At 61.6% G+C, this 16,745-nt stretch carries 13 protein-coding genes; 4 read left to right on the top strand and 9 right to left on the bottom strand.

The window, feature by feature from the left end; all coding sequences use genetic code 11:
* Nucleotides 1-93: 93 nt before the first annotated feature.
* The 4 genes from SGJ19_16315 to SGJ19_16300 all read right to left on the bottom strand — a co-directional run bounded on the left by SGJ19_16315 (nt 94) and on the right by SGJ19_16300 (nt 7,278).
* Nucleotides 94-3,318 (bottom strand): organic solvent tolerance protein OstA, encoded by a 3,225-nt coding sequence (locus SGJ19_16315; protein MDZ4781819.1) that lies wholly within the window; start codon nt 3,316-3,318, stop codon nt 94-96.
* 172 nt (nt 3,319-3,490) lie between these two features.
* Nucleotides 3,491-4,864, bottom strand: coding sequence for a hypothetical protein (locus SGJ19_16310; protein MDZ4781818.1), 1,374 nt, complete (start codon nt 4,862-4,864; stop codon nt 3,491-3,493).
* Nucleotides 4,865-5,250: 386 nt separating this feature from the next.
* Complete coding sequence (locus SGJ19_16305) at nt 5,251-5,838, bottom strand: hypothetical protein (GenBank protein MDZ4781817.1); 588 nt, start codon at nt 5,836-5,838, stop codon at nt 5,251-5,253.
* A gap of 39 nt (nt 5,839-5,877) precedes the next feature.
* Nucleotides 5,878-7,278 carry a DUF1501 domain-containing protein gene (locus SGJ19_16300; GenBank protein MDZ4781816.1) on the bottom strand — a complete coding sequence of 467 codons (1,401 nt, stop codon included), beginning with the start codon at nt 7,276-7,278 and terminating at the stop codon, nt 5,878-5,880.
* A gap of 151 nt (nt 7,279-7,429) precedes the next feature.
* Here SGJ19_16300 and SGJ19_16295 point away from each other — a divergent pair, with 151 nt between their 5' ends.
* Nucleotides 7,430-10,084, top strand: coding sequence for a PVC-type heme-binding CxxCH protein (locus SGJ19_16295; protein ID MDZ4781815.1), 2,655 nt, complete (start codon nt 7,430-7,432; stop codon nt 10,082-10,084).
* Between the two features lie 29 nt (nt 10,085-10,113).
* Here SGJ19_16295 and SGJ19_16290 read toward each other — a convergent pair whose 3' ends face one another.
* Nucleotides 10,114-11,292: a M20/M25/M40 family metallo-hydrolase gene (locus tag SGJ19_16290; GenBank protein MDZ4781814.1), complete on the bottom strand. Its 1,179-nt coding sequence runs from the start codon at nt 11,290-11,292 to the stop codon at nt 10,114-10,116.
* 380 nt (nt 11,293-11,672) lie between these two features.
* Between SGJ19_16290 and SGJ19_16285 the strand changes: the two genes are divergently transcribed.
* On the top strand, nt 11,673-12,044 hold the full coding sequence (locus SGJ19_16285) for a TraR/DksA family transcriptional regulator (GenBank protein MDZ4781813.1): 372 nt from the start codon (nt 11,673-11,675) through the stop codon (nt 12,042-12,044).
* Between the two features lie 112 nt (nt 12,045-12,156).
* A complete protein-coding gene (gene lspA / locus SGJ19_16280) occupies nt 12,157-12,735 on the top strand; it encodes a signal peptidase II (GenBank protein ID MDZ4781812.1) in 579 nt (192 codons plus the stop codon).
* Nucleotides 12,736-12,743: 8 nt separating this feature from the next.
* Here the strand turns inward: lspA and SGJ19_16275 are convergent, their stop codons facing one another.
* Nucleotides 12,744-13,892, bottom strand: coding sequence for a hypothetical protein (locus tag SGJ19_16275; protein ID MDZ4781811.1), 1,149 nt, complete (start codon nt 13,890-13,892; stop codon nt 12,744-12,746).
* 183 nt (nt 13,893-14,075) lie between these two features.
* Here SGJ19_16275 and SGJ19_16270 point away from each other — a divergent pair, with 183 nt between their 5' ends.
* Nucleotides 14,076-14,339 (top strand): hypothetical protein, encoded by a 264-nt coding sequence (locus SGJ19_16270; protein MDZ4781810.1) that lies wholly within the window; start codon nt 14,076-14,078, stop codon nt 14,337-14,339.
* 326 nt (nt 14,340-14,665) lie between these two features.
* Here SGJ19_16270 and epmA read toward each other — a convergent pair whose 3' ends face one another.
* The 3 genes from epmA to SGJ19_16255 form a co-directional block, all read right to left on the bottom strand.
* A complete protein-coding gene (gene epmA, locus SGJ19_16265) occupies nt 14,666-15,643 on the bottom strand; it encodes an EF-P lysine aminoacylase EpmA (protein MDZ4781809.1) in 978 nt (325 codons plus the stop codon).
* A 14-nt stretch (nt 15,644-15,657) separates the two neighbouring features.
* The gene (locus tag SGJ19_16260; protein ID MDZ4781808.1) at nt 15,658-16,515 is read right to left on the bottom strand and encodes a hypothetical protein; all 858 of its coding nucleotides are present in this window, start codon (nt 16,513-16,515) and stop codon (nt 15,658-15,660) included.
* Nucleotides 16,516-16,562: 47 nt separating this feature from the next.
* A partial coding sequence (locus SGJ19_16255) for a hypothetical protein (protein MDZ4781807.1) occupies nt 16,563-16,745 on the bottom strand: 183 nt, incomplete at its 5' end.

Below are 16,745 nucleotides of genomic sequence, written 5' to 3'. Positions count from 1 at the left end.
GCCGCAGTGGATTTCTAATCAAGCCGTGCTGGGGCTAACCGCGATAGTCAGCCGCGGCCAGCGTTTGCACACGTCGAACGTGATCGCCCCAAATTATTCCAACCCATACAGCCCCGCCAAGGGCACTGTTGCTCCGCCGGCGCGGCCGAGGGTGCTGCCGCCGGGCAGAAATCGCGGCTCGACCATGAAACTGAAGCCGACGTTGTCGCGGTTGTGATCGACGTTGAGACCCATCGTCATCAGGAACGATTCACCGACCCGCGTCAGTTGCACGTTTTGGCCGATGCTGCCGTTGCCGCCGACGTCGACTGCGGTGCTGATCGCCGAGACCCATTTGGGGCTCATGCGATAACTGTACGAGGCCATCACCACCTGGCTGTTGATCGGGCCTTCCAGCGAGTGGAAGCCGACGTATAGCCCACCCTTGGGCGGGCGATTGAGGAAGCCGCCGATCGTGGCGATCTGCTGGCCGTCGAGGAAGAAGTCGAAGATGCCGTCCGAGAGCAACGTGAAACGGTCCCCCACGTGCCAGCGGAAGTTGTAGTCGACCAAGCCGATCGGCTCGCCGAAATTGTCCTTGTCGTTCTTGGGGAACCACGTGGCGTTTGTATCGAGCACGATCCAATCGATGATCCGGCGATTGGTCGGCAACCCGCGTTTGGTTTGCCAGCGTTGCTTGACGCCGAACCGTACCGCCATCAGGTCGTCGACGGTTTCCGTCGAAGGGCTAGTGACCCAACTGCCGAGTCCCGTGCGGACCGCGTAGAAGCGCTCCTCGAATCGCGCCGGTACCGGCGCCGGGCCGCCGAAGGTGTTGAACGCGAAACGCCGACGGAAATGTTCAATGGAATTGTCGTCGAGCTGTTCGTAGAGCGGCAGGTCGTCGAGATCGCGGTTCGTATCCGAGTAGGCGAACTCGCCGTCGAACACGACTTTGTGCGACATGCCGTGCAGGTTCAATAAACCGCTTTCGACCGTGGGATCGACGGTCCAGAACGGAATACTCGCCCGCACGCCCACCTGGCCGTAAGCCCGCTGCGTGTCCTCCAGATCGACGTCTTCGCCCCAATGGCCGAGCTCGCCGAGCGCGTAGGGAACGAATTTGAATCCGCCGGCCTGCAGCGGCAAATCGATTTCTTGCCGCGTGACAATCTTCTCGCCCCCGGCCGACGTGCCGCCATCGGCGGTTTGTTCCCAAGGCAAGAAGCCGAACTTGGCGCGATCGACCGGATCTTCCGGCGTATTGGTCACGCGGAACTTGCTGAGCGACGCCTGCGTGTGCGCGTGCCAGGTCAGCAAATTGCCGAACAGAGATTGCCCGAGCAGAAAGTGATCGGCCCTAGGCAGTTGCTCGGTCTCCGTGAAGAAGTCGTTGATCCGCGTACTCGCTGTCAGGTTGAACGACTGGTTCACCCAGAGTTTTTTCAGCTCGAACCCGGTCGTTTCGTCCTTCAGCTCGTCCCATTCGTTTTCGTAGTACTCTTCGAGAAAATTGCGATCACTGATCCAGCCCAACTCGCCGGTGAACTGCAAGTCCCACGGCAACATCTGGCGATGGTGACCCAGCAATCGGTAGCGATAATCCTTGCCGGTCGTGATTGCCGGCCGGTCGCTGCCCAGATTGTCGGTGTCGTGATCGTCGATGCCCCAATAGTCGAAGAAGCCGAAATGGGGACCACCGTAGCCGAGCAGCCGCGGACCTTCGTAGCGAAATTCCGTGCCATGCCCGAAGCCGCGCTCACTCAACCAATCCGCGCTGACGTTCCACTTGGTACCCGGCGGCGGATTCTCGATGCCCAGAATCTGATAAACGTCGAACTCGCTCAGCACCTGGTTGCCGAAGATGCGGTCCGTCTTGAACTGCAAACTGTTGATGTAGTAAGTCGGCTTTTCCAGATCGGTGGCGATCTTCGGCCAGTACAGCACCGGCACGTCGCGCATGTACAACACATTGTGGTGGCTCGTCGCCAGCCGTTCATGTACGTAGAGCGGTTCTTGCGTCTGCGGATTGATCTCTTGCTGCCCAGTGACCGGATTCACAACCGGCGTTTCGACGTCTTGAAAGTAAACGCTGGACCCTTGCAGCCGATACGCGGGGCGTCCCATCCGGCTGCCGCTCAGCCAGGCGTTCGTGGCGTGGAAACGATTCGCGCCGAGTTGCTGCAACACGTCCGCTTTGAGGCGGAGGATGCCATTGAACTGCAGGCCTTGCGTTTCGACACCCGCGAATTGCGCCGCCTCGGCAGGCGACACGCTGGGTGTCAGCATCTCCGCGTTAAGCACCACGCCGACGTTGTTCCGCACGTCGAAGTACATGCGATCCGCGTAGATGGTGCGGTCGCCCTGCTTGAAGACGATGTTGCCTTCCAGATACAGCTCCAACGGCGCCGTCTCCGGCTGGATCGCCTCTTCGCCGCCGGCCAGGCTGCTTTCCTGGATGCCTTGCGTCCAGACGACCAGGTTGTCGGTGTAGATATCCACCGCCCCGGTCGCGACGACGCCGTCGATAATAAAATTGATGCCGCCGGTGATGATGCCGACGGTCTCCGTTCCGTCGGGATTGGTCACAAACTGCGCCTGCGGTGCGGCGGTGTTGCGCGGATAGACACGTACGCGCCGCATGCCCGGCGGAATGCCAGCCCCCGGTGACGGCAGTCCCAGTTGCTGCACGGTGACCGCTTGGGGAGTTTCGCCCACGACAAATTCCGTGCGTTGAATGACGTTCGTCGGCGCATTCGCAGGTGGTTCGATTGCTTGAGGCGCGCCGCTCGCGATCCACCCTTCTTGCTTGGCGCCATTCGCGGCAAGCAATCTTGGTTCGCGCCGCGCCATGCCGCGCGCGAAGATCGCCGGTTTCTCGCGCGGCTCGCTGCCGATATTGGGCGTCTCCACATGCATCAGCGCCGTGGACGAGAATTCGCCGAGCCACGATTGATCCGTTACACGCGCTGGCTGCCCGCCGTTCTGGTAGGTGAAGTCGACGTTGCCTTCGAGATACGCAATGGCCAAGGCGTGGCGATTGGTGAAATCGCCTTCGCGCTTAATCCACAGTACGGCCTCCTTCGCGTGTCCGTGGACGCCTCCTTGCTTGACATCGACGCCGCCGGTCAGCCACCAGACTTCATACGCGCCTTGTTGCCAGCGATAGCCGTTGGGCGCGGCGAAGTACACCGAATCCCAAGGTTGCGAGCGAGGAAGTTCAATTTCCGCGCCCGTCGCGACCGATACGTAGAGCGCACAGAACAGCCCCATCACTGCGCGCGCAGCCCAAGTGGCGCGACGCGAAAATGCGTCACCGGCGAGCACCAACGATCTCACCAGCACATGCGCAGGCAGTTGGGCATCCTTGCCGAGTCGTAGTGGATCAGCAGACCAGCAGCGCCATCGCGCTGCCTTTCGCCTGCTCACCCGCTTCCTGGAAATTTGGCGGCGGATTATAGGAGCGTGCCGCGCGGGGGGTCAAGGCGGCTTCCGGGCCGGAAACGTGCACCTAAGTCGTTGTTTCTGGGGGGCTTGCGACGCCCCTGTATAGACCCCATAGCCACTGCGTTCCCACCGCCGCCGCCAGGCAAACCACCGACGTGATCGGCGCCCGCATCCGCATGTCGGTCCAATAAACCGTGTGGACGGCCATGAAGGTGAGCGTCAGCAACAGCCCAAACAGCCACGGCGATTGCCAAAGCCGCCGAGATCGCCCGAGTTGCCAGAGACCGGCCAGAGCGTATGCGAAGAGTGCGAAGTACCACGCTCCGATTGCATAGCGCATGCCCGGCTTATCTGACGGCTCGATGGGTACGAGTCCCCAGAAACGGCGCAGTCGGTAAAGGCAGGCGCGGAGAAAACCGCCGGGATCGTTGGCAATAGTATCGAGCGCCGCATCGTACAAAGCATTATCCGCGGCCACCTCCGGATACGGCGTCGCGCCGAGCGGAGCGATCCATACGCTGCGACCATATGCCATTTGGTTCCGCACGACGCCCGACCGCCGCCAAACCGCATCGATCTCCGGCTGGAGGAATCGGGCATTGTATTCCGGCCAATTGGCAGCTTGCTGTAACTCGCCGCGCAGGGAAGCGTAGTACAACCAGTTGTTGCCCAAGTACAGTGTGTAGCCGCCATGCGTCGTGCCGACGATGGGCTGGCCGAGCAATCGATAATTCCGGGCCGTCCAGACGCCGAGGATGGAAACCAGCATCACGGCGCAACACGATGCGACGAGCAAGCGGCGACGCATCGTTGGCGCCGCAACATTCACTTGGCGCATTGCCAGCAACGCCAACGTGGATAGCGCCGCAAAGGGCAGAAACGTCGGCCGGCACAAACAACTGAGCGACAAGACGACGCCGCACCAAAATCCGCGCGGCACGCTTGGCCGCTCCCATGCGCCGGCCAGTGCATCGAGCGCCGCGACGGCCAACAGCGTCGCGAGCGTTTCCGTCATGATCAGCGCGGATTGATTCAGCAAGATCGGATCGACCGCCACCAGCGCGCCGGCCAACAGAGACCAGTTGCCCAACCGTAGCTTGACGCCGAGCCGCGCCGTTTCCCAAACGGTCAGCACGCCGAAGATAAGGTGCCAGCGGATCGCCAACAGCGGGCGCCCTTCGTCGTAGGCCCCGGTCGCCACCAACACCAGCGGATAGAGCGGCGGGCGATAGGCAACATACCCGTCGGCCGCATACTCGCCATGCATCGCGACGCTACGCGCCCATTGCCGATAAGCATCCGGATCAGCGGCCAGACGATCCTGCCAAGCCAGCAACACGCCGCCGCGAACGAGCGCGGCGAACAGCAAGAGCGCGATCAACGCCCGCCACGAATAAGTTGGAGCGTGATCTTGATCGCCGGGGGCTCTGCTTAGCATGCCGGCAATTCTATGTTTGGCGGGAGAGTGAGCAAACCTTCGAGACCGTAGAAAAAAGCAACGTAACGCCTTTCAGGGCCATGGTGGCTCCGCTCGTCGGTCGATTGGTTCGGGAGCGAACCCTATACTTGGTATGCTTTGCAAGCATACAGAAATATGGTGGAGCAAAAGCCGTGAAGTCAAATCCCGCTGTAATCCGACTCAATCGCACGGAATCGATCGCCTTCGTCAATGCGTTGTTGAAGCCTGCGCCGCCGAACTCGGCGCTGAGAAAGGCCTGGCGCAAGTATTGCAAAACAGTTCAATCGCGATGAACGGTACGTGCGCGCCGCACATGGGCGACAGCTCGGTCCTCTACAACTAGCCGTGTCCTGACAAGCTATCTCTTACTTGACGTCCACGAACAGGATATCGTCAGATCCGTGCATCGTCGCAAAGAACGGCATCTTTCTTGATACAGGATTTCGCTTGCGAAGTGTTGTGACTGCCGACTCAATCAATTCTATAAAACGCGCTGCAACAAGATACTCCGCTAACTCGGAGGCAATCTGCAGCGCGAGCGGTTGATCGGGACCGTAGTTCTTGCGGAACGCTGCTTGCACCGTCTCCATGTCTGTCAATACGAAAGGCTTTTCCGTTTCGCTGTCCCAGGACGCTAGCCAATCCCAGTCGAGCCCGTTCGCCTCACCTGCTCTCTTGTAGCCGAATGCGTCAAAGTGCCAGCGATCCGTGTTGATCGTGAATCCATTCATCTCGCAATAAACGGCGCCCTTGACCTTTTTCTTAATGTTGATCGCCAGAAACGCATCGAGATAGTCCACAACCTTCTTTCGTTGATGGAGAAACGTGCGTCCCACAACAGCGTGAAACGGCGTTTTTCGAAATGCGCGCAGCGATCCTTCCGCCGAGGCTATGAAATCCGCGACGCGATTGCCTGACATGCACATGCCGAACTCGGAATTGATTGCTCCCATCATTCCAATCCATAAGTCAGGGTTTTGAGTTGATATTCGTTATGCCAGCAACTCCCCCAGCACCCGCCCGCGACTAATCGGCAGCGGCCGATTCAGCCGATCGTAGATCAGCGTTTCCGGGTCGTGGCCCATGAGGTGGTGAATCGTTGCCGTCATATCTTCCGGCGTCACCAGGCCGTCGCGGACTTCGCCGCCGATCGCGTCCGAGGCGCCGTGGACGTAGCCTTGTTTGACGCCGCCGCCGGCGAGTGCCATGGAGAAACACATGCCCCAGTGATCGCGGCCGCCTTGGGCGTTGTGACGCGGCGTGCGGCCGAACTCGCCGGTCCAGACGATGAGCGTGTCTTCAAACATGCCGCGATCGAGCAGGTCGGTGACGAGCGCCGAGTACGCCAAATCCATCGGCGGCATCAACGCGTCTTTCAAGCGCGCGGCGTTGTTGGCGTGCGTGTCCCATAACGGGTTCGGGCCCATCTCTTCCGGCGTGCGGGTCCAATTCACTTGCACGAGCGGCACGCCGGCTTCCAGCAAGCGCCGCCCGAGCAATACGCTCTGCCCGAAACGGGTGCGGCCGTAGCGCTCACGCGTGTCGGACGATTCTTGCTCCAGGTCGAACGCATTCCGCGCCGTGCGGGCGCGAATCAAACTGAACGCCTGGCGCGAGCGATTGTCCCAGCGCAGCAGATTCGGCCGCGCGTCGTTTTCATCGAGGCCGCGATTCACCGCGTTCAGCAACGTGAGCCGCGAATCGAACCGATCGACCGACAATTCCTGCGGCAGCCCCACGCCTGGCACTTGGAAATCGGCTTGGTTCGGATCGCAAACGAGTTGCCAGGGATCGGCGACGCGCCCCAGGAACCCGCCGTCCTGGCCCGGCCAGACAATGCGGCCGCAATTCCAAAGCTCGTCCGGCAGCGTGACCGCGCCGGGGAATACTTCGCCATCGCCGCGGAGTTGCTTTACCACCGCGGCCAAGCTCGGAAAATCATTCGGCGCGCCGGGCTTCGCGTTCTCATTATTCATCGGCGAATGCGGCTGGCCGGTGAGCATGTAGTAGCCGCTGGACGAGTGCGCGTTGTCGCGCGTCGAAACGCCCCGCAACACGGTGAGGTGATGCGCCAACTTCGCCGTCCGAGGCATCAACTCGCCGACCTGCAGGCCCGGCAGCGAGGAGGCGATCGGCTGGTACGCGCCGCGGATTTCCTCGGGGGCCGCTGGCTTGGGATCCCAGGTTTCGTGCTGGGGCGGGCCGCCGGCCATGAACAACACGATGCAGCGCTTGGCGCGGCCGAACGTCGACGCGTGCTGCGAAGCGCTCGAAGCGTGGGGCCACAGGCTCGACATCGCCAGGCCTGCCGCCCCCGTGCTGGTCAGCTTGAGGGCGTCGCGTCGGGTGAATTCGTCGCCAGATGCTTGCTCAATGTTGCGTGCCGAGGGCATGATAGGGGCTCCCGTCGTCGTGCTGGGGCGTCGATAAAGGTCGGCGACGTGAAGTTCGCGCCGCCCCCTGATCGTACCCCACGAAACAGCACGCGGCAATGCAAGCCCAGCTATCCGCCCGAGCCAGCTCTTCACACGAATTGATCAACACATGCGATTTATTCTTGCCCTTGGCATTGCAATTACTCTTTGGACGCACGTGTACGCCGCGCCGCCGCGCTCGCTCGATGATCGCCTGGTGATCGAGTTGGTCGCCACGGAGCCGGAGATCGTCACGCCGACCGGCATCGCCGTCGATCCGCAGGGACGCATCTACTGCATCGAGAGTCACACGCATTTTCGACCGGAAGGGTACACAGGTCCGCCGGCCGATCGCATTCAAGTCTTCGACGATTTTGACGAAACCGGCCGCGCCCGGCGCATCACCACCTTCTTCGAAGGCACCAAGGCCACGATGGGCCTGGCGTTCGACGCCAAGTTCGAATGGCTGTATGTCGTCGCGCGCAGCGAGATGTTTCGCATTCGCGATACCAACAACGACGGCGTCAGCGATGAACGCCAAAGTTTGATGCGGCTCGAAACAACCGGCGAGTATCCGCACAACGGGCTGAACGGGTGCGCGTTCGATGTGCAGGGCCGCGTTTATTTTGGCCAAGGCGAGAATCTTGGCGTCGAGTGGAAGGTCGTCGGAACCGACGGCAAGTCGATCAGCGGCGGCGACGGCGGGCGGCTGTATCGCTGCAATCCCGACGGCAGTGGGCTGGAGCAAATCGCCGAAGGCTACTGGAACCCGTTCGGCCAATGCTTCGATAAGTACGGGCAACTGTTCGTCGTCGATAACGATCCCGACAGTCGCCCGCCGTGCCGGTTGTTGCATGTCGTGCCCGGCGCGGATTTCGGCTATCGCTTCTCGAACGGCCGCAAAGGATTGCATCCCTTCAGCGCGTGGAACGGAGACTTGCCTGGCGCGTTGCCGATGGTGGCCGGCACGGGCGAGGCGCCGAGCAACGTGTTGTCGTACGAAGCGAACAACTTGCCCAGCGACTATGTCGGTAAGTTGATCGTCCCGTCCTGGGGCGATCATCGCATTGATAGCTTCGCGCTGGAGCCGGTGGGTGCAAGCTGGCGCAGCGCCTTCAAACCATTCATCGTCGGTGACGAAGATTTTCGCCCCGTCGGCATCGCCGCGGCGCCGGATGGCTCGCTGGTCGTCAGCGACTGGGTCGATAAATCGTACGAGCTGCACGGCAAGGGACGCATTTGGCGCATTCGCGCGAAGCAGCCAAACGCGTCCAGTGAATCGGCAGTGATCGTGAACGGCATGGCGACGGATGATACGAAAGCGCTGGCCCGCACCGCGCGCGAAACTACGCTCGATCAGACAAAGCTGCTGGAGTTCGCCGGCGAGGAGTTCAGTCCGTTGGTTCGCGCCGAAGCGCTGCGACGCTTGGAACTCACCGCCGACAGCGCGCCCGTCATTTTCGCCGCGAGCAAATCCGCGGATCCCTTTTTGGCCCAGGCCGCGCGACGCCCGTTGATCGCGGCCCGTCGTTATCTGTGGCCGCCGAGTTGGTTGCCGCAGGATGCGTCGCTTCGCCTGACGTACCTGTTAGTCGCGAAGGAATCGCACGCTTCGCCCGATGATGCGTCGATGCGCGCTTGGCTCAGCGACGAGGACGAAGCCATTCGCATGACGGCCGTGCGCTGGGTCGGCGAAGCGCGAATGGAGCGCTTTCGCGCCGAGTTGACGAAGGACCTCGCGCGGCCGGGGCAATCGCCACGCGCGTTCGCCACGATCCTCGCGGCGCTCGAACGGCTCGACGGCGTGAAGCGCGAAGTCAGCGATGAAGACGCCGGCACGGTCTACGTGGCGAAACTGGTCGCCGATCCCAAACTCGATTTGCAGGTGCTACAACGCGCGGTCGCCATGTTGCCGGCCGACGATAAATCACTCAACGCGGAATTGCTCGGCCGTTTGTTCGCCAGCGATCAGGCGCCGGCGCGGATGGCCGCGATTCGTGTGTGGAGCGATCGCAGCCGGGATGACGATCAGGCGAAGCTCGTGGGGATCGCGCGGGATTCGTCCCGATCGAGCGAGGAACGCGCCGCGGCGTTCGCCGGGCTACGACCGAAGCATCCCGCGGACATCGATTGGTCGGTCGACACCGCGCGGCGCGACGATCCTGTGCTTGCCGCTGAAGCGTTGCGCGCTTTGCGCGGCGTGTCAATGTCCGGCGCACAACAAGCTCATATCCGCGAGTTACTAAACCGCAATGACGCGCGGGCTGATTTGGCAAAGCTCGTCCTGGAACCGCCCACGCAGGAAACATCCACCGCCGACCAGGACGTCGACGCCTGGGCGGCGCGATTGATCGGCGACGCCGATCCCGCGGCGGGCGAACGCGTGTTCTTCCACGCGCAGGGCCCAGGCTGCTTCAAGTGCCATCAGGTCTCGGGCCGCGGCGCGAACGTCGGCCCGGATCTGACCGCCGCCGGACGTCAACTCGACCGCCGCCGCTTGATCGCCTCGGTCGTGACGCCGAGCGCCGAAGTCGCCCCGCAGTTCACCACCTGGAACATCGCCACCCATGCCGGCCTCGTGCGCCAGGGCATCCTAGTCGCCGAAGCCGTCGACGGCACGCAGACTTACCTGCAACAAGACGGCGCCAAGTTCGACGTCACCCAGGCCGAAATCGCCGAACGCAGCACGGTCCAGCAATCGATCATGCCGGAGCACCTGGTTCGGCTGATGACGGAGCAGGAGTTCCGGGATTTGTTGGCGTTTCTGACAGCTACGTCGAACTAGCGCGAACTTCGCCGTTCGCGCCACGATAATTACCCCGAAAGCTCATTCCCCGTCGCCAGTCGCATCGCGATCTTGCAAGCCTGGTCGTAGACTTCCAGGTCGAGCCGTTCGCTGGTCGTGTGTGGGTTCATTTGCCCGCAGCCGAGCGTGACCGTCGGGATGCCGCGGGCGGTGAGCCAGTTGGCGTCGAGGCCGCCGTTGGAGATGGCGCGTTCCGGCGTGAGGCCGATCGCGCGGATGGCCGACTCGGCCGCTTGCACCGAGGCGTCGTTTTCCGGAAGTACGAACGATTCGTAATCGAGCCGGCTCGCGATGCTCACCTTGCCGGTCACGCCGTCGACGTTGCGCACCGATTGGGCGGCGCGCTCGAAGGCTTGCTCGAATTCCTTCACCAGGCGTTGGCGGAACTTGGGGTCGTGGCTGCGAGTTTCCGCGCGGAGTGTGACGCGCGAGGTGACCACGTTCGTGGCGCTGCCCCCTTCGATGACGCCGACATTGGTCGTGCCGCGCACGCCGTCCTTGATCACTTCGCCAATCCAGCCATGTTGCTGCAGATCGGCGATGGCCAATCCGGCGATGGTGATCGCGCTGACGCCACGTTCCGGTGCGCCGCCGGCATGGGCCGCCAGTCCATCGACCACGATATCGAGCCGGTAGGCGCCTGTCGCGCCGATGGTCAATTTTTCCGCAACCCCGCCGTCCCAGTTGAAGGCCAGGCGTGGATTACCCAATTTGCCGATATTCGCGCAACGCGCGCCGTGGAGGCCGATCTCTTCTTGGACCGGCCAGAGCAGCGTAAGCGGCGGGTACGGGAGCTTGCGCTCGAAGATCTCGATCACCGTGTTGAGCAGCACCGCCACGCCGGAGCGGTCGTCGGCACCGAGGCCGCTTTGCTTGTTGGCAGAGCCGATCAAGTGCCCGGCCTGGATTGGGCGGGCTCCGACGGCCAGCGGGACCGTGTCCAAGTGCGCCACCAGCAGCCGGCGCGGGCCGCGTAAAGTGCCTGGCAGCTTGCAGATAAGGTTGCCGACCTTGCCGTTGATGGGCGTCCGCCGATGGGCTTGGTCGGTGGAAATCGTGGAGTTCGGGACCCCGACCGCCTTCAGTTTGCCCACGATGTAGTCGACGACCGCTTGCTCTTCGCCGCTGGGTCCAGGAATCGACATCAGTTCCAACACGAGCTTGAGCGCCCGTTTGGACGTGAACATCCCCGGAGTGAGGGGTACGGACTCGAAGATGGGGGCAGCGGGCTGCGGCCGCTTTGGCCGCGAAACAGTCGTGGGGTTCACAGGATCGTTACCTTCTTTCCTCATAAGGGCTTCCGCCATTTTTTCCTATGTTACGACGAAACGATCCCGCCTTAAAGAGTCCCGACATGTTTTTGAGCAGATTCCCCCGGAGAGGAGGCATTTCGCGACTACCGCATCCCCCTGATTGGGCCATCCGGCGTCGGCCGGCGTACCAGTCCGGAGGAACTCGCGCCGGACATTTGACACCCCTAATTGGCACAAATAGAATCGAGAGTCTGTCATCCAATCGGAGAGTAGCGCGCCGGGCAACATTCCAGCTTATTTGGGAGTGGTGATCGATGAAGAAGGTCGAGATGAAGGTCTACAAAGACCGTCTGCTGACTCTGCGTGCTCGGATGCGTGGCGATGTGACTCAATTGGCCGACGCGGCGCTGAAAAAGAATCGGATGGAGGGGAACGGCGAGACCTCGGCGATGCCGATCCACATGGCCGACATCGGCAGCGACAACTTCGAGCAGGAGTTCACCCTATCCCTCATGGAGAATGAGGAAGATACGTTGGACGCCATCGAAGCGGCCCTCGAACGCATCGAGGAGGGAAACTACGGGGTTTGCGAAGAATGCGCAACAAAAATTCCCAAGACTCGCCTGAACGCGATTCCCTACGCCTCGCATTGCGTGAAGTGCGCCGAGATCGCTCAACGGGGATGACCTGCCAAGATTGAGTTGCTAGACTCCGGCCCGCTGGCGATTCGCGGTTATGCGAAGCGCTTGAAGTACTTCTGTCGATTGGCGGCGCGGATTGCGGCCGGGAGCGAAGCTCATGAATGGCGTTCCTCTTTCCCGTTGGATCACCTTTTGGTCCCTGGCCATCGTCGGCTGCGCGCTGGATCTCGCCAGCAAACATTGGATGTTCGATTGGCTCGGCATGCCTGGCGGGCGGCCGTACTGGATTGTCGACGGCATCTTCGGTTTCGAAACGAGCCTGAACGACGGAGCGCTCTTTGGCCTCGGCAAAGGCAAAGTGCTGTGGTTCGCCGGACTGAGCGTGATCGCGGCGATCGGCATTAATTATTGGCTGTTCGTGGCGCGCGCGGCGCTCGATCGCTGGTTGACGGTCGCCCTCGGCTGCATCATGGGGGGCGTGCTGGGCAATCTTTATGATCGCCTGGGACTTTGGGCCCCGGCCGGACTCGATCCCGCGTATGCCCATGCGGTGCGGGATTGGATTCTCTTCCGCTACGGCGAATGGACCTGGCCCAATTTCAATCTCGCCGACAGTTTCCTCGTTTGTGGCGCAGGCATGCTCTGCTGGCATGCCCTCCGCACGGAACTTGTTCAGCGCAAGGCCAGCGCGCAAGCCAACGACAGCGCGGGCGAACAACGCATCGCGGGTGCGTAGCCGAACAACTATTTCGCCGCGCTCGGCGTCAGCAGCATTTCGCGGAACAACGGTTCTTTCATGCGGCTCGTGGAGTTGAAATCGTTGAACCCGACGCGGCAGAACAGCTTCGGCTGAATCCAAACGGCGTCGAGCTTCGATGGAATGAACGGCCGCTCGCGCTTGAGCTCCTGCATCTGCGAGCTGAGCGAATCGTGTACGTCGTCCGGAATGCCATCGGAAATCTGCGCGACGATTTTCAACTTGCCTTTGAGGTCGGTCGCCACGAGCAGCGCGACGAAATCCTTTGGGTTGACCGTCGAGGGAATGTAACCGACGATCACGCACTCGGCCTCGTGTGATCGCTTCGTAGGATCTTCGATCGGTTCTTCTTCGGGCTTGATGTCGCCGGCCTTGCCGGCGAAGTCGCTCACCGCATCTTCGAGATTGTCGGAAGTCGCTTCTTCGCTGCGCGCGCGGCTGGTAATCGCGTTCACGAGGCTGGTCTTGCGGCGCGGCGCGGGATCGCCCCAATCGGTCAGCCGTTCCCAAGGAATGCCGCCGATGCACAATGCGCAGAGCGCGGCGCCGAGTCCCCAGGTGCCCGTCGCCACGCGGCGGAATGATTTCGGCAGCGCGAAGATGCTGGGCTTCCAGATGTTGATCGGTCGCAAGATAGGGTCCGAGATGCCGATCGTGGCGTCTTCGGTCGAGGCGAACATGAAGCACACCATATGCGCGGCGACGAAGACGGTTAAGCCGCAAACGAGCTGCCCGATGGCCCAATAGAATCGCGTGGGGCTCAGCGGATGCGTGGTGAAGCGCACAGCAAGGCTCATCACCAGCATCACCACGAGTCCGCCGACAAGCACGTACGCCCACTGCGGAATCTCTCGCAACGCGCCCGCGCTTGGCGCCACGCCGTCGCTGGCTTCATCAGGATCGAAGTAAGTGCCCAGCTTCGGATAGAAACCGCAAGTGCGGCACCACGGCATCGGCTCGTCGGGCATGGCCGCGCCGCATTTGGGGCACGGCTCAACAATCTTGGACGGCGCGATCTGCGCGAGCAGATTGGGATCGAGTGTCAACTCGGGCGCTTGGTTTGCCGTGGCATCCGCGCCGAACGCTTGTCCCGACGCGTCTTGTTCATCGTCCAACAACTGGGGCGTCGCCGCCATGCCGTATCCTCCTGCGCGCTGCGTTGATTCCAACAAATAAACGGTGGCGCGAAAGTGTAGGCCACCGCGGGATGTTCGGGGCGCCTGGACATCCCGCACAATCGGCCAGTTCGCGACGACCCTGCCCCGTCGCATTGTCCGCCCAATTGATCGGTTCTATACTGACGAGCGGAGGACAACATTATGAGCACAGTACTAAGCGTCGAGTTGCCGGAAGAGATTATGGAGTTCGTCCGCGTCGAGGCAGCCGCCAACGGAATGGGCGAGGCCCAGGATTACGTGATCGAACTGTTGCGCAAAGAGCGCGTTCGCAAGATTCGCGAATACATCGCCGATGCCATCGACGAGGGGTTGCAAGGCGAATCGCGGGAGATGACGGAGGCGGACTGGGAAGCGTTGCGACAAAGAATTCGAGAGCGCAGTAGTGTAAATGGGGAACAGCCGTGAAAGTACGTTGGTTGCCAAAGTCGAGCGCCGACCTCGTGGCTCACGTCGATTTTCTAACCGACCAGTCGCCAGCCGTAGCTTATCGTTTTTTGGAATCTGTGGAGAAAACGTGCGAAATCATTTTGTCTTCGCCGTTCATAGGTTCGCTGGTTGACGCCGTTCGCCCGCATCACGAAGGTGTCCGCGTGTGGCCCGTACGCCATTTTCGCAACTACTTGTTGCTCTATCGTCCAGTGAACCATCAAATAGAAATCGTGCGACTGATGCACGGCGCAAGCGATTGGGAAGCACTAGAACTATAGGTTCATGCCGTAAAGCCAACTGCCTCACGCGCGCTCGATCGGAAAGGCCATCACGTCTTGAATGCACTGGGCCCCGGCGGCCAGCATGACCGCGCGGTCGAAGCCCAGCGCCACGCCGCAGCCAGCGGGTAAGCCTGCATCCATCGCCGCGAGCAAGCGGCTCTCCTCGGGCAGCGCTCGTTTGCCGTCGCGCAGCCGAGCGGCATTCTGCGCTTGATTCCGCGCGCGGAGCGCCGCCGCATCGGTTAGCTCGTGGTATCCATTCGCCAACTCGACGCCTTGGTAGAACATCTCGAACCGTTCGGCGACCGGCGGATTGCCTTCGCGCACTTTCGCGAGCGCCGCCTGAGTGGCGGGATAGTCATAGATTATCGTGGCGCCAGGTCGACCGAGTTTGGGCTGTACCCGTTCGGTGAATAAGAGCTCCAACCAGGCGTCGCGATCCTCCCCGAGCGACGCCGGCGCGACCACGCGGTGCGCGTTCGCCGCGCCGGCAAGCTCTTGAAGCGTTGCGCGATGCGGATCGACGCCGACATGTTCCAGGAACGCGTCCGCGTACGTGCGTTCTCGCGCCACGCCGGATTGATAAAAGTGCTCGAAGAAATCGGCCAGCAATTGTCGCCCTTCCGCGTAGCCATCTCTCACGCGGTACCATTCGACCATCGTGAACTCGGGATTGTGCAGCGGACCGACTTCACCCGCGCGAAACGCCCGGGTGATCTGGTAGATCGCCGTCATCCCGGCCGCCAGCAGGCGCTTCATAGCGAATTCCGGCGACGTCTGTAGGTACATCGTCGGCCCCCTTTCCGGCGCACGCGCATCGAGGTAGAGCGTGGTCGTCAGTGGATCGAGATGTCGGTCAACGACGATCTCGGCGGAGAGGATCGGCGTCTCGACTTCGACAAATTGCCGACGGGCGAAGAAATCACGGACGCGCGCGAGGAGGGAACCGCGGGCTTCGAGGAGTTTATTCGACGCGATGGGTAAGTAGTCGCTAGTCACATGCCCTCGGAGCGTTAGGGCCCCTTCCCGCAGCAGTTCCTGAACATCTTCCCGCTCCCACAGCGACAGCGTCGGTTTTCCTTTGCCCTGGCGGAGCCTGTGGTTCGTTTCCGCTTCGCTTGCGCCGAAAGCGTCTTTGACGAGTATTCGTCACTCGATTCCCGGGACGAGATCGCTTCGAACTCGTGATCGCTGCTCGGCGAAGCGTAGCGGATAGCCGATGCGCCGCCACTTGTAAAGCACATTCGAATCAGTGGCGCGGGATCGAAGTCCTCGGCATCCGCACATTCCTCGATCACGCGCAGCCACTCGTCTTTCACGTCATCATCCGGTGGCCCGAGCGGCAGCGCCGCCCCGCTAGTCGTCACGAAATCGCCGAAATCCAGCAGCCTGGTCGCCACCAGCATTCCGGGCTCGGCGGTGTTAGAGAATCCAACGTCGGCCAGGAATCGCGATTCCTCCGCAAACATGTCGTAAATCTGGCATCCGACGCCGGGCGCCAATTCAAGCACGACGATCAACGTGTACCTGGCACTTCGCATCGCCTCCAGGTTCGTGAGCTCGTCCGATCCTGTCGGAGGCTGGAAGTCGATTGCGTATTGCTCCACGGCGTTATGTCCGCGAACGAATACGTCGTAGATGCAATAATCCATCAGCACCGACATTTCATTTTCGTCGCCAAACAGGATCGACTTGCCTTGGAGCATGCCCAAGCGATGAGCGCCGCGATTGAGAAATTCGTGCGGCAGACGGGCGAAGATGGCGTTGTTCAGTCGATAGCGCGCGGCATGAAGGCGCCGGTGGCGATCCGCAACGTCCGGCACATGCGAGGTCCCACGAAGCGCGTTGGTCAGAACATCCAGTAGTCCCATAGTTCACTTCCTTGCAAAAAACGGCTGCTACATGCGCTCGGCGAACGTTACACATCCAAATTCCGCACCTCGAGCGCGTGTTTCTCGATGAACTCGCGGCGCGGCTCCACCTTGTCGCCCATCAGGATCCGGAACAAGGTGTCGGCGGCGCCGGCGTCTTCCATGCGGATTTGGCTGAGCGTGCGATTGTTGGGGTCGAGCGTCGTGTCCCGCAACTCCTCGGCGTTCAT

Source organism: Planctomycetia bacterium, from assembly GCA_034440135.1.
GTDB lineage: Bacteria > Planctomycetota > Planctomycetia > Pirellulales > JALHLM01 > JALHLM01.
This window is presented reverse-complemented; position numbering and strand designations above follow the sequence as displayed.